Genomic DNA, 11,720 nt, shown 5'->3' on the forward strand with positions numbered 1-11,720 from the left:
CCCGCGCTCCGTCGGGCGGCTTGTGCCGATGAGTACGAACGCTGCGGCGCGCAGCCGTAAAAACCCTTTGGATCACCGAAGTTGACGGTGCTACGTTCCTGCGTGTGGCGAAACTCAATCAGATCATCGCAGTGGAGAAGGGCGTCAAGTCCAAGGCTCATCAGGACCTGACGGCGGCGCATCACGGCCTCCAGAAGGCCGGATTGCTGGCCGGGATCTCCCGGACCTACCAGCCGAAGGACGAGGAGGGCGAGCAGCTTCCGCCCGAGTCGACGCTGGTGCAGGTCAAGGCGGAGGACGTCCTGCGGGAGACCGCGGTGACGCTGACCCGGCTCTTCGACGTGACCGCCACGAAGGACTGGGCGAACTGCTCGGCCCGCGCCGATGTGCTGGTCGACGGACGGGTGCTGGTGAGTGCGGTGCCGGTGTCGTATCTCCTCTTCCTGGAGAAGCAGCTGACCGACATCAACACCTTCGTCCGCAAGCTGCCCGTGCTGGACGCCTCCGAGGCGTGGACGCAGGACCCGTCGACGGACTCCTGGAAGACCGAACCGGTCAGGACGCTCCGTACGAAGAAGGTGCCCCGCAACCATGTGAAGGCGGAGGCCACCGAGAAGCACCCGGCGCAGGTCGAGGTGTACTACGAGGACATCCCGATCGGGTACTGGACGACGGTGAAGTTCTCCGGAGCCCTTCCCGCGCGGCGCGTCAACGAACTGCTGGACCGGGTGGAAAAGCTCCAGCAGGCCGTGAAGTTCGCCCGCGAGGAGGCCAACGGCGGAGATGTCACCGACCAGCGGGTGGGTGATGCGGTATTCGGTTACCTCTTCGGGTGACCGACCATGGATTCCCCGGCCACCACGACACACGGCCGGGGTGCGCGAGGAGCGCAAGCTGACACTGAAGCTTGTCGTGACGACGCGGTTCCAGTGGAGGTTCGATTCCTCCCTCCGGCACTTCCCGCGTACACAGCCCGCAGGTGTACGTGTCCGGGCCGGAGTAGCCCAAGGGGCAGAGGCAGACCGTGATCAATCTCAGACTCTTGCTCCAGATTCAGCATTCGCCGCCGATCGCCGGATCAAACGGGCCTGGGCCCGAGGGCGTCGAGATGCCGGTTCGACTCCGGCCCGCAGAGCTTCGATCTGCGGTCGTCTAAAGGCAGGACGCGACGACATAACGACTGACCCAGGTCCTTAAAAGTGCCGGCGTGCCGTATGGGCGGCAACCACAGGGCCCGGAGGCCGGCTACGCCTCCGGGCCCGCTCCCGTTCCGGGGCCCAGCGAAACACCGCGACCCGCGAAGAAGCGCTCGAAGTCCGCCAGTGGCAGCTGCGCGGCCCGCGTCCCGGCGTTCGTCCCGGACGGATTGTGGAAGTGGACCCCGTCCCCGTCGGGTGTACGGCACGTCACCAGCACCAGATGCCCGCCCCGTCCGGGAGCGGGCCGCTCGGGGTGCCGGATCCCGTAGTGCACGGACGCCATCACCGTCCGGCCCTCGTCCAGCAGGCCGAGGATCTCGTCCGGAGCGAGGTGCCGGTGCACCGTCGCGTCGATGCCGTGCGTCTCCCGTACGTACTGGGCGAACGGGGCGTAGATCAGCCCCCGGATCACCCTGTCCGCGTCCTCGGTGTACGCCCCGTACTTCAACGCCCCGTCGCGCAGGGCGAACAAGGAAGGGACGGGGGTACCGGGAGCTGCGGGGGCGTCGCCGCCGAGGGCCATGCGCAGGCAGGTCATACCGCACAGATGACCGGCCCAGCGCGCGTACTCGGCGGGCGACCGAGCGCCCGAACCGGCCCAGCCCGGATCGTCGGCCGGATCGAATCCCCCCTCGACGATCGGCCCCACCAGCTCCGCGGTGGCGAACTGGGTGTGGACGGGAACCGGACAGAAGGAGCAGGTCACTGACGGTATCCGTTCAGGAAGCGGCCGATGCGGCTGATCGCCGCGTCAAGATCGTCAGCGTACGGGAGGGTCAGAATCCGGAAATGGTCAGGACGCGGCCAGTTGAAACCGGTGCCCTGCACCACCTGGATCTTCTCGCGCAGCAGCAGATCGAGGACGAACTTCTCGTCGTCGACGATGGGGTGCACCTTCGGGTCGATGCGAGGGAACGCGTACAGCGCGCCCTTCGGTTTCACGCATGACACGCCGGGGATCTCGTTGAGCTTCTCCCAGGCCCGGTTGCGCTGTTCGTACAGCCTGCCGCCGGGAGCAACCAACTCCCGGATGGACTGCCGGCCGCCCAGCGCCGCCTGGATGGCGTACTGCGAGGGCGCGTTGGGGCACAGCCGCATGGAGGCGAGCATGGTCAGGCCCTCCAGATAGCTGCGGGCGTGCTGCTTCGGCCCGGACACCACCATCCAGCCCGAACGGAAACCCGCGACACGGTACGTCTTCGACAGCCCGCTGAAGGTGAGGCAGACCAGATCGGGGGCGAGGGCCGCCACACTGTGGTGCACGGCGTCGTCGTAGAGGATCTGGTCGTAGATCTCGTCGGCGAACACCATCAGCCCGTGCCTGCGGGCGAGATCGAGGATTCCTTCGAGGATCTCGCGCGGGTACACGGCACCGGTCGGGTTGTTCGGGTTGATGATCACGACGGCCCTGGTGCGGTCGGTGATCTTCGACGCCATGTCGGCGAGGTCCGGGTTCCAGTCCGCGGACTCGTCGCAGACGTAGTGCACGGCCTTACCGCCCGCGAGCGTCACCACGGCGGTCCACAGCGGATAGTCGGGAGCCGGGATCAGTACCTCGTCACCGTCCTCCAACAGCCCTTGTACGGACATGGAGATGAGCTCGGAGACCCCGTTGCCGAGGAAGATGTCGTCCACGCCGACATCCGGCAGCCCCATGGCCTGGTACCGCTGTGCCACGGCGCGCCGCGCGGAGAGGATGCCGCGTGAATCGGTGTAGCCGTGGGCCTGCGGGAGCATCCGGATCATGTCCTGGACGATCTCCTCCGGTGCCTCGAAGCCGAAGAGCGCCGGATTGCCCGTGTTGAGGCGGAGCACGCTGTGGCCCGCCTCCTCAAGGGCGTTGGCGTGCTCGATGACCGGGCCCCGGATCTCGTAACAGACCTCGTTGAGCTTGCTGGACTGCTGGAACTCCATGCGGTGCCTCCCCGAGCCGAATTGCGATACTTGGTTTTACCAAGCTCAAGCTTGGAAAGTCCAACAACATGTCTAGACTGCGTCGCATGCCACGTCAGCAGCAAGCAGCACGCCCCGTCCGCCGCCGGAGCTACGACCAGTTCTGCGCCGCCGCCCGCGCCCTCGACTCCGTCGGCGACCGGTGGACCCTGCTGATCGTCCGTGAACTGCTGGCGGGCCCCCGCCGCTACACCGATCTGCACGCCGACCTGCCCGGCGTCAGCACCGACGTCCTGGCCTCCCGCCTCAAGGACATGGAGCAGAGCGGCCTCGCCGTACGCCGTCGGCTCCCGCCCCCGGCCGCCGCGGCCGTGTACGAGCTGACCGAGCGCGGCCATGGCCTGCTGCCCGTCCTGGCCGCTCTCGCGGAGTGGGGGGCGCCCGCGCTGGCCGAGCGGCGCCCCACCGACGCGGTACGGGCGCACTGGTTCGCGCTGCCGTTGCTGCGCGCCCTGGACGGCCTGACACACACCGGAGTCGTCGAAGTCCACCTGGACGAGGGCGAGTTCCATGTCCGTACGGGAGTGGGTCCGGGCGCCGGTTCGGGGCGGGGAACGGTGGACGGGGAGGTGGGGGACGTGTACGGGTACGGTCCCGCCGAGCGCCCCGATGCCCGGATCACCCTCGACGCCGAGCTGTGTCTGGCGCTCGGCCGGGGTGAGGAGACCCTCCTGGAGGCGGTCAAGGACGGCCGTATCGAAGTGGTGGGCGAGGGGCCGCTCGCCGCCGAGCTGCGCGGTGAATGACCCCGTGGCGAGGTGCGGTGAGGCAAGGTGAGGCGCGCGGTGCGGTGAGGTGGTTGCCGTACGGGAGTCAGAGGTAGCGTGGCCGCACTCGGCCTCGTGCCCCGGACCGGGGCGGAAGGGAACGGCCGTTCATGGACGATGACGCGCACTCCGGCCCCGTACCGCACGGTGACGCTCCGGTCTCCGGTGACGCGTCCCTCGATCCGGCGTGGCGTGCCGCGTTCGCCCAGGACCTGTTGCTGCCCAACGCGGTCGCCGCGGTGAAGGCGGTGCTGCGCGAGCAGCCGCAGACCGCCCTCGGCCTCCTGAAGCGCGGCTTCCGGCGCATCGACGCACCGGACACCGTCACCGGCGACTGGCCCGCCGACATCACCCGCCTCGCCCGGACCGCCGCCGCCCGCGAACCCGGCCTCGGTCCGCGGGCCGACCGGGTGGCCCGCCTCGTGGAGCGGCACCTCGGGCGTCGGCCGCCCCCGGCGGCGGAGCGGCCCGGCGGGGGATGATGGGCGTGTGCGACTTGAAGCGATCACCTGGGACGGCCTGGCCGACGCCCTGTCCGCGCATGTCGACGGCCTGACGCCTTCGGACGGTGGTGCCTGGCTCAAGGTCGGCATCGACGGCGCCCCGGCGGCCCGTACCGGCGAGCTGGCCGAACGCGTCGCTCAGCGACTGCGGGTGCGCGGCCGTGCGGTGCTCACCGTCGCGACCGAGGGGTTCCTGCGTCCGGCGAGCCTCCGGTACGAGTACGGCAAGGAGGACCCCGACTCGTACGCCGACGGCTGGTTCGACACGGGGGCGCTGTGGCGCGAGGTGTTCGGGCCACTGGAGGCGGGCGGCAGCGGAAGGGTGCTGCCGGACCTGTGGGACCCGGTGACGGACCGGGCCACCAGGAGCCCGTACCGAACGCTGCCGGAGGGCGGGGTGGCGCTCGTGCACGGGCCGCTGCTGCTGGGGCGCTGGTTCCCGTTCGACCTGAGTGTCCATCTGCGGCTCTCGCCGGGGGCTCTGCTGCGGCGCACCGGGGACGCCGACCGGTGGACGTTGCCCGCCTTCGCACGGTACGAGGACGAGGTGACGCCCACCGACCGTGCCGATGTGGTCGTACGGGCCGATGACCCACGGCATCCTGCCTGGTCGGGGCCGGCGGCCGAGGGGTGAGGGCCGAGGATTGAGGGCTGATGAGGGCTGAGGGGCGGGGGGAAGGGCGAGTGGTAGGAGGCGCTACGCGGGCGGTCTGCCGCCGACCGTCGCGACCGCTTCGGCCCCCGCCCGGCAGCCCGCCGCCGCGGCCGCCGGGTCGTCCGCTCCGGCGAGGCGGGCCGCGAGGAAACCGCCGGTGAACGCGTCACCCGCCCCCGTCGAGTCGACCGGATCGCGGACCGGCACGGCGGCGACGTGGGCGGTCACCGCGCCCTCGGCGGCCAGCAGGGCGCCCCGGTCGCCGAGGGTGACGACGACCTGGGGGAACTGTCGGCTCAACTTGGCCGCCGCGTCGGCGGGTTCGGGCAGCCCTGTCAGTATCCGGGCCTCGTCCGCGTTGGGCAGCAACAGGTCCATTCCCTCGGTGAATTCCAGGAACCGGTCGACGCCGAGTCCGGCCAGAAATCCCGCGGAGGCGGGGTCCACGCTCACCGGGATGTCCCGCTGCCGGGCCGCCCCGGCCGCGAGCAGGGCCGTCGCGCGGCTCGACGCGCCGAAGAGGAGATAGCCGGAGATGTGGAGATGGGCGATGCCGTCGAGCATCGAGGGCGAGAAGTCGTCGGGGCAGAGGCGCAGTACCGCCCCGCTGTCGGTGAGGAAGGTGCGCTCGGCGGCCCGGTCCACCAGTGCGATGACGGTCGCGGTGGGCGTCTCGGCGTCCACGGCCAGCAGCGGACGTACTCCCGCCCGCTCCAGGGCTTCCCGGTGCCAGGTCGCGGAACCGGCGCCAGCGCGGGCCAGCAGGGTGACGTCCCGGCAGCCCGAACGGGCGGCCCAGCAGGCGGCGTTGGCGCCCGCGCCGCCCGGCAGCGTGCTGATCCGGGCCGCCGTGTCCGTGCCGTGGACGAGCGCCGACGCGTGCCGGGCCACGATGTCCGTGACCACCTCACCGACGACGAGGAGCCCACCGGACGGGGAGCGGTCGCCCGCCTCCGTCACCGTACGGCCGCCGCTGCGATCCGTGCCGCGAGCCGCACATTTCCGCGTACCGCCGCCAAGTTGGCCTCCAGCGACGCGCCTTCGGTCCGCCGCATCAGCTGGTCCAGCAGGAACGGCGTGACGGCCTGCCCCACGATGCCACGCTCCCGGCACGCGTCCAGCGCCTCCGCCAGCACCCGGTCGTGCGTCGCGGGATCCAACTGGTCCTTCTCCGGTACGGGATTGGCGACGATCAACGCGGATTCCGGTCCGCCGAGCGCCTCGCGCGCCCGCATCACCTCCGCCACCTCCTCGGGCGTGCGGACCGTCCAGTCGACCGGCTCGCCCGAGCTGCTGAGATAGAAGCCGGGGAAATACCCGGTGCCGTAGCCGAGGACTCCGACTCCGAGAGTCTCCAGGCGCTGGAGGGTGGCCGGGACGTCGAGGATCGACTTCACTCCCGCGCACACCACGGTGATGCCGGTACGCGCGAGCAGCCGCAGGTCCGCCGACTCGTCCTGGTTCCGCGTCCATTCCCGGTGCACTCCGCCGAGGCCGCCGGTGGCGAAGACGCGCAGACCCGCGCGGGCCGCCAGGAAGGCCGTAGCGGACACCGTCGTCGCCCCGCTCGTGCCCGCCGCCAACGCGGGCGCGAGGTCCCGGTGGCCCAGCTTCCGTATCGCCGGATCACCGGCGACCCGCTCCAACCCCGCCTTGTCCAGGCCCACATGGGCCCGGCCGTCCAGCACGGCGACGGTGGCGGGGACGGCCCCCTCGGAGCGGACGAGCTCCTCCAGTTCCATGGCGACCTGAAGATTGCGGGGGCGCGGCAGACCGTGCGCGATGATCGTCGACTCCAGGGCGACGACGGGGCGCCGGGCGGCGATGGCCGCGCCTGCTTCGTCGGACAGCACCGGTGCGTAGCGCCGGGTGTCGTCCTGCGTGGGGCCGGGGGTGTGCTCGGGCGTCCGCTCCGATGTGTTCTGTGGCATGCCCCATCCCTGTCGCGGGCAGGGCGCCCGCAAACACGGAGTGGCACGCTCCGCGGAACCTCCCCGTCAGCTCCCGCGGCGCCATCCCGCGGTGCTCGTGGGGCGGGCCTGGTGGCGGGGTCTCCGGGGGCGCTCGCTAAGGTGACCGGCCATGACAACACTTGATCAAGCTCCTGCCTCCTTCGTCGTGCACATTCCGGACGCCGAACTGGAACCGGAACCTCTGGATCCGGCACAGATCGTCTCCGGGGACCCCGTCGTGACGGGGAAGGTGCTGTGGGAGTCCGAGGACGGCAAGCAGGTGCGCGGGATCTGGCAGATCACGCCCGGAGTGGTCACCGACACCGAGGCCGATGAGCTGTTCGTGGTCGTCAGCGGGCGGGCGACGGTCGTGGTCGAGGGCGGCGCGACGCTGGAGATCGGGCCGGGGGACGCCTGCGTGCTGCGGGAGGGCGACCGTACGACGTGGACGGTGCACGAGACGCTGCGCAAGGCGTACCACATCAGCCTCTGAGGTCTCTGAGGTCGCTGAAGCTGCTGTGGCTACTGAAGCTGGTGGGGCCGCTTGGGGCCGTTGGAGTTGCTCGGGCCTCTGAAGCCTCTGAAGCCTCTGAAGCCTCGGGGGCCGCCGGTGTTCGCCCCGGCCCTCGGCCCCGCACCTCTAGCCCTCTCGCAGGCCCCGGCGAAGGGCGAGCACGGCCATCGGCAGCAGCAGGCAGGCGCCGATCGCGTTCAGCAGGCCGTAGCCCCATTGGGCGACGATCAGTCCGGCGGCCGCTCCGCCGATGCCCGCCGCCGTGTTCATGGTCAGGTCCGACAGGCCCTGCACGGCGGCGCGGGCCGCCTGCGGCACGGAGTCGGTGAGCAGGGCCGAACCGGCGATCATGCCAGCCGACCAGCCGAGCCCGAGGACGAACAGCCCGGCGGCGGTCTGCCCGTGGCTGGCACCGGCGGTGCCCGCCAGCAGCGCGGCGCAGGCGAGCAGGCCGACCGCCAGGCCGATGACGGCGAGCCGGCCGAGCCGGTCGGACAGCCACCCCATCACCGGCGAGAACGCGTACATGCCCGCGATATGGCCGCTGATGACCAGGCCGATCAGCTGAATGTCCGCACCGTGCCGCCCCAGGTCCACCGGGGTCATGACCATGATCGAAACCATGGCGGTGTGCGACACGACCACGGTCACCAGCGCCAGCCGGGCCATCGGCGCGGCTCGGACGGCGGCGATTCCGGTACGCAGCGAACGCTTCCCGGTGGAGTGGCCGTCGCCCGGGGCCAGCGCCCGCGCCGTGAGCAGCGGATCGGGGCGCAGCAGGACCGCGACCACCAGGGCCGCGAGCAGGAAGATGCCCGCCGCGATGAGGAACGGCCCCGCTGTCTCGGACACCGGCGTACCGCGGAAGAGGCGGCCCGAGGGTGCCGCGATGTTGGGGCCGAGCACCGAACCGATGGTGGTGGCCCAGATGACGGTGGAGATGGCCCGGCCCCGCCGTTCCGGTGCCACGAGATCCGCGGCGGCGAACCGGGCCTGGAGACTGGCCGACGAGCCGGCGCCGAACCCGGCCATGCCGAGCAGGAGCAGCGGAAAGTTCTCCACGACGGTGGCGAGCACCACCAGGCCCGCGCCGAGCGCACCGACCAGATAGGCGAGCACCAGGCCGGGGCGGCGGCCCCGCGAGGTCATCAGCGCGGCCAGCGGCAGCGACAGCAGAGCCGTACCGGCCACCGAGGCGGTCGGGGCGAGACCGGACAGTGCTTCGGAGCCACTCACCTCCGTGGCCAGGACCGGGGCCAGGGCGGTGCCGATGGGCACGCCGAGGCCGCCGAGTATCTGGCTGGCGATGAGCACGGCAGAGGTCCTGCGGCGCAGAGCGGGCAGGTCGGCAGCCGTGACCGGTGGTACCGGGAGGGGCGTCGTCACCGGCGAAGTGTGCCATTTCTCGTACGTGAGTACGAAGACGGCTTCGGTGTGCCTGGCGCGTTCCTTGTCCCGGGTGCGGTCCTTCGCGTACCCCTTCTAGAACAAAGGCTGCGGAAGGACTCCTTCCAGGGCCAGCAGCTGCCGCTTGGTCTCCAGCCCGCCGCCGAAGCCGCCGAGTCCGCCGTCGCTCTCCACCACCCGGTGGCACGGCACCACCACCGGCAGCGGGTTGGAGCCCATGGCCGCCCCCACGGCCTGCGCCGCCCCCGGCTGCCCGACCCGCGCCGCCAGGTCCCCGTACCCGACGACCGTCCCGTACGGCACGCCGGACGCCAGCTCGCGGAGGACCTCCCGGTGGAAACCTGAGGTCAGCGACCAGTCCAGGGGGAGCGTGAATTCCTTCAGCCCGCCCGCGAAGTACGCCGCGAGCTGGCGTATCGGCTCGGCGAGCCGCGCGGAGCCGGGGGTCTGTACCGGCTCCGCGCCGAGCCGCGTGCGCAGCTGCCCGAGCGCCTTCTCCCGGACCGGGGGACCGGCGTGGAAGATCACGCTCACCAGCCCCGTACCGGTGGCTGCGAGCAACAGCGGCCCGATGTCGCTGGGCACGACGGACCACTCCGCGGACTGCTCGTCGCTGTTCATGCCGACCACCGTACGACCGGCCACTGACAACGGCGGATTCGCGGCCGTTCGCAGCCGCCGCACGCCGCTGCTTCGGCCTTACGTTCTGCCGCGTCCGCGTCCGCGTCCGCGTCCGCGTCCGCGTCCGCGTCCGAGCCCGACGCCTGAGGTCAGCGCGTGGCGTCGCGTACGACGTCGGGGTAGTTGGTGATGATGCCGTCGACCCCGAAGCCCTGGACCTTGGCCGCGTTCGCCGCGTCGTTGACGGTCCAGGTGTTCACCCGGAGCGGCTTGCCGTGCGCGCCCTTCAGCGCGTGCACGGCCGCCACGTAGTCCGCGCTGATCGTCGAGTACGAGGGGTTGATCTGGTCGGTGAACGCCGCGTACGACGGCAGATCGGCCACCGCCGGGGTGCCCAGGAAGCCGGTGGTGATGTCGGGGCGGAGCTCGTGCACCTTCTTCACGCTGTCGCCGCCGAAGCTCTGGATGACCAGCTTGTTCCGGACGTGGCCGCGGTCGAGCCAGCCCTCGTGGCGCAGCACCCGCAGGGTTGCCTTCTCGATGCCCGGGTACGCCTCGGGGCTCTTGATCTCCAGCAGCAGCTTCTGGTGGTTCTTCTCGACCCGGTGCAGATACTGCTTGAGCGTCGGCACCCGGGCGCCCGTGAACTGGGTGCCGAACCAGCTGCCCGCGTCCAGTTTGGCGATCTCGGCGGCGGTGAAGTCCTTGACCGCCCAGGGGGCGCGGTCGGGATAGATCTGCTCGGCGTCCGTCGTCCGCTTGAGGTTGGTGTCGTGCATGACGACCAGCTCACCGTCCTTGGTGAGCTGCACATCGTTCTCCACCCAGTCGATGCCCAGGTCGTCCGCGGCGTCGACGGCGGCCAGGGTGTTCTCCGGCGCGTAGGCCGAGGCCCCCCGGTGGGCGAAGACGACCGGGCTGTCGTGCCGGTCGGCGGCCAGTGTCTGGGAGGCGGGAAGCAGCAGGGCGCCGGCGCCGAGCAGAGTGGCGACAGCGGTGGACGTAGTTGCGCTGCGTACGGACACGTGTACTCCTCGCGTCAGAGATGCGGACAGGCAGAGACTTACAGCCGATCACCAACGGAGGACAGGGCACCGATGGCCACAACGTGAACGGAATCTTCGGTACCGGATCGCGGGCCGATTTCCGTGTCGATAAAATGCGGCTCTTATGTTTGTCTGCCGGGCCTCGCCCCATAGGGTCACCCCAACCCGGGCTTCCGTGAAGGGCGTACCAGCATGCAGGGCACAGTGGACGGATTCACCTACGGCCTCGTGACTCCGGTCGTGGCTTTCGCCATGGCCTGCCTCGGTGCCGCGCTGGGACTGCGCTGTACGACCCGGTCATTGCGGACGGAACGCTCCTTCAAGGCCGGCTGGCTCGGACTGGGCGCCACCTCCATCGGCTCCGGTATCTGGACCATGCATTTCGTCGCCATGATGGGTTTCACCGTCGAAGGGGCACCGATCGCCTTCGACAAGGCCCTCACCTTCGCGAGCCTCGCCGTGGCGATCGTGATGGTCGGCATCGGCATTTTCATTGTCGGCTACCGAGGCGCGACGCGCATGGCGTTGATCACCGGCGGCACGATCACCGGCCTCGGTGTGGCCTCCATGCACTACCTCGGCATGGCCGGAATGCGGCTGCGGGGACAGTTCACGTACGACACGGTCACCGTGTCCCTCTCCGTCGTGATCGCCGTGGTGGCCGCGACGGCCGCGCTCTGGGCGGCCGTCTCCGTCCACGGCTTCGCGGCCAGCCTCGGCGCGAGCCTGGCCATGGGGGTGGCGGTGAGCGGAATGCACTACACCGGCATGGCCGCGCTCGATGTCCACCTGCATGCCGACGCCGACTCGGGCGCCCTGGCCGGTGACACCCCCGCCACCCTGATCATCCCGATGCTCATCGGCCCCGCCTGTTTCCTGCTCCTGGCCGGGGTGGTCGTGATGTTCGACCCGCTGGTGGTCATGGGGGAGCCCGACCGGGACGACCCGCGGGGCGACCGTGGCGCACGCGGCGACGGCCGGCCCCGGACCATGCCCGTCCAGCGGCAGCGCGCGACCCACGAGACCCCCGCCCGCAGGGCGACCCGGCCCCCGCGCTACCGGTGATCCGACCCCGTTGTCAGTGGGGGGTCGTACGGTGGTTG

Annotated in this window: 13 protein-coding genes and 1 pseudogene; 7 read left to right on the forward strand and 7 right to left on the reverse strand. The window is 70.8% G+C overall.

The window, feature by feature from the left end:
- Window positions 1–104 precede the first annotated feature (104 nt).
- Together OG413_RS22425 and OG413_RS22430 are read left to right on the forward strand one after the other, a co-directional pair.
- A complete protein-coding gene (locus tag OG413_RS22425; protein ID WP_266808164.1) occupies window positions 105–836 on the forward strand; it encodes a hypothetical protein in 732 nt (243 codons plus the stop codon).
- 34 nt (window positions 837–870) lie between these two features.
- A pseudogene (locus OG413_RS22430) lies at window positions 871–956 on the forward strand.
- Between the two features lie 289 nt (window positions 957–1,245).
- Here the strand turns inward: OG413_RS22430 and OG413_RS22435 are convergent.
- Both OG413_RS22435 and OG413_RS22440 read right to left on the reverse strand, forming a co-directional pair.
- A complete protein-coding gene (locus OG413_RS22435) occupies window positions 1,246–1,905 on the reverse strand; it encodes a peptidase (RefSeq protein ID WP_266808165.1) in 660 nt (219 codons plus the stop codon).
- A complete protein-coding gene (locus tag OG413_RS22440; RefSeq protein WP_266808166.1) occupies window positions 1,902–3,113 on the reverse strand; it encodes a pyridoxal phosphate-dependent aminotransferase in 1,212 nt (403 codons plus the stop codon). The genes OG413_RS22435 and OG413_RS22440 overlap by 4 nt, the downstream gene beginning before the upstream one ends.
- Window positions 3,114–3,199: 86 nt before the next feature.
- Between OG413_RS22440 and OG413_RS22445 the strand changes: the two genes are divergently transcribed.
- The 3 genes from OG413_RS22445 (at window position 3,200) to OG413_RS22455 (ending at window position 5,056) form a co-directional block, all read left to right on the forward strand.
- Entirely contained in the window at window positions 3,200–3,898 is a 699-nt protein-coding gene (locus OG413_RS22445; protein WP_266808168.1) for a helix-turn-helix domain-containing protein, read from the forward strand.
- 131 nt (window positions 3,899–4,029) lie between these two features.
- Window positions 4,030–4,401 carry a hypothetical protein gene (locus OG413_RS22450; protein WP_266808170.1) on the forward strand — a complete coding sequence of 124 codons (372 nt, stop codon included), beginning with the start codon at window positions 4,030–4,032 and terminating at the stop codon, window positions 4,399–4,401.
- Between the two features lie 7 nt (window positions 4,402–4,408).
- Window positions 4,409–5,056, forward strand: coding sequence for a uridine kinase (locus OG413_RS22455; RefSeq protein WP_266808172.1), 648 nt, complete (start codon window positions 4,409–4,411; stop codon window positions 5,054–5,056).
- 63 nt (window positions 5,057–5,119) lie between these two features.
- Here OG413_RS22455 and OG413_RS22460 read toward each other — a convergent pair whose 3' ends face one another.
- Together OG413_RS22460 and OG413_RS22465 are read right to left on the reverse strand one after the other, a co-directional pair.
- Entirely contained in the window at window positions 5,120–6,037 is a 918-nt protein-coding gene (locus OG413_RS22460; RefSeq protein ID WP_266808174.1) for a carbohydrate kinase family protein, read from the reverse strand.
- Window positions 6,034–7,008 (reverse strand): pseudouridine-5'-phosphate glycosidase, encoded by a 975-nt coding sequence (locus OG413_RS22465; protein ID WP_266808176.1) that lies wholly within the window; start codon window positions 7,006–7,008, stop codon window positions 6,034–6,036. The genes OG413_RS22460 and OG413_RS22465 overlap by 4 nt, the downstream gene beginning before the upstream one ends.
- 151 nt (window positions 7,009–7,159) lie before the next feature.
- Here OG413_RS22465 and OG413_RS22470 point away from each other — a divergent pair, with 151 nt between their 5' ends.
- Window positions 7,160–7,522, forward strand: a complete 363-nt coding sequence (locus OG413_RS22470) for a cupin domain-containing protein (protein ID WP_266808178.1) — start codon at window positions 7,160–7,162, stop codon at window positions 7,520–7,522.
- A 147-nt stretch (window positions 7,523–7,669) separates the two neighbouring features.
- Here the strand turns inward: OG413_RS22470 and OG413_RS22475 are convergent, their stop codons facing one another.
- The 3 genes from OG413_RS22475 to OG413_RS22485 form a co-directional block, all read right to left on the reverse strand.
- Window positions 7,670–8,929, reverse strand: coding sequence for an MFS transporter (locus tag OG413_RS22475; protein WP_266808180.1), 1,260 nt, complete (start codon window positions 8,927–8,929; stop codon window positions 7,670–7,672).
- Between the two features lie 96 nt (window positions 8,930–9,025).
- Entirely contained in the window at window positions 9,026–9,571 is a 546-nt protein-coding gene (locus OG413_RS22480; protein ID WP_266808182.1) for a methylated-DNA--[protein]-cysteine S-methyltransferase, read from the reverse strand.
- Window positions 9,572–9,720: 149 nt separating this feature from the next.
- Window positions 9,721–10,596 (reverse strand): glycerophosphodiester phosphodiesterase family protein, encoded by an 876-nt coding sequence (locus OG413_RS22485; protein ID WP_266808183.1) that lies wholly within the window; start codon window positions 10,594–10,596, stop codon window positions 9,721–9,723.
- A gap of 213 nt (window positions 10,597–10,809) precedes the next feature.
- Between OG413_RS22485 and OG413_RS22490 the strand changes: the two genes are divergently transcribed.
- On the forward strand, window positions 10,810–11,682 hold the full coding sequence (locus OG413_RS22490) for an MHYT domain-containing protein (protein WP_266808184.1): 873 nt from the start codon (window positions 10,810–10,812) through the stop codon (window positions 11,680–11,682).
- Window positions 11,683–11,720 lie beyond the last annotated feature (38 nt).

It is taken from the genome of Streptomyces sp. NBC_01433, assembly GCF_026340105.1.
Lineage (GTDB): Bacteria > Actinomycetota > Actinomycetes > Streptomycetales > Streptomycetaceae > Streptomyces.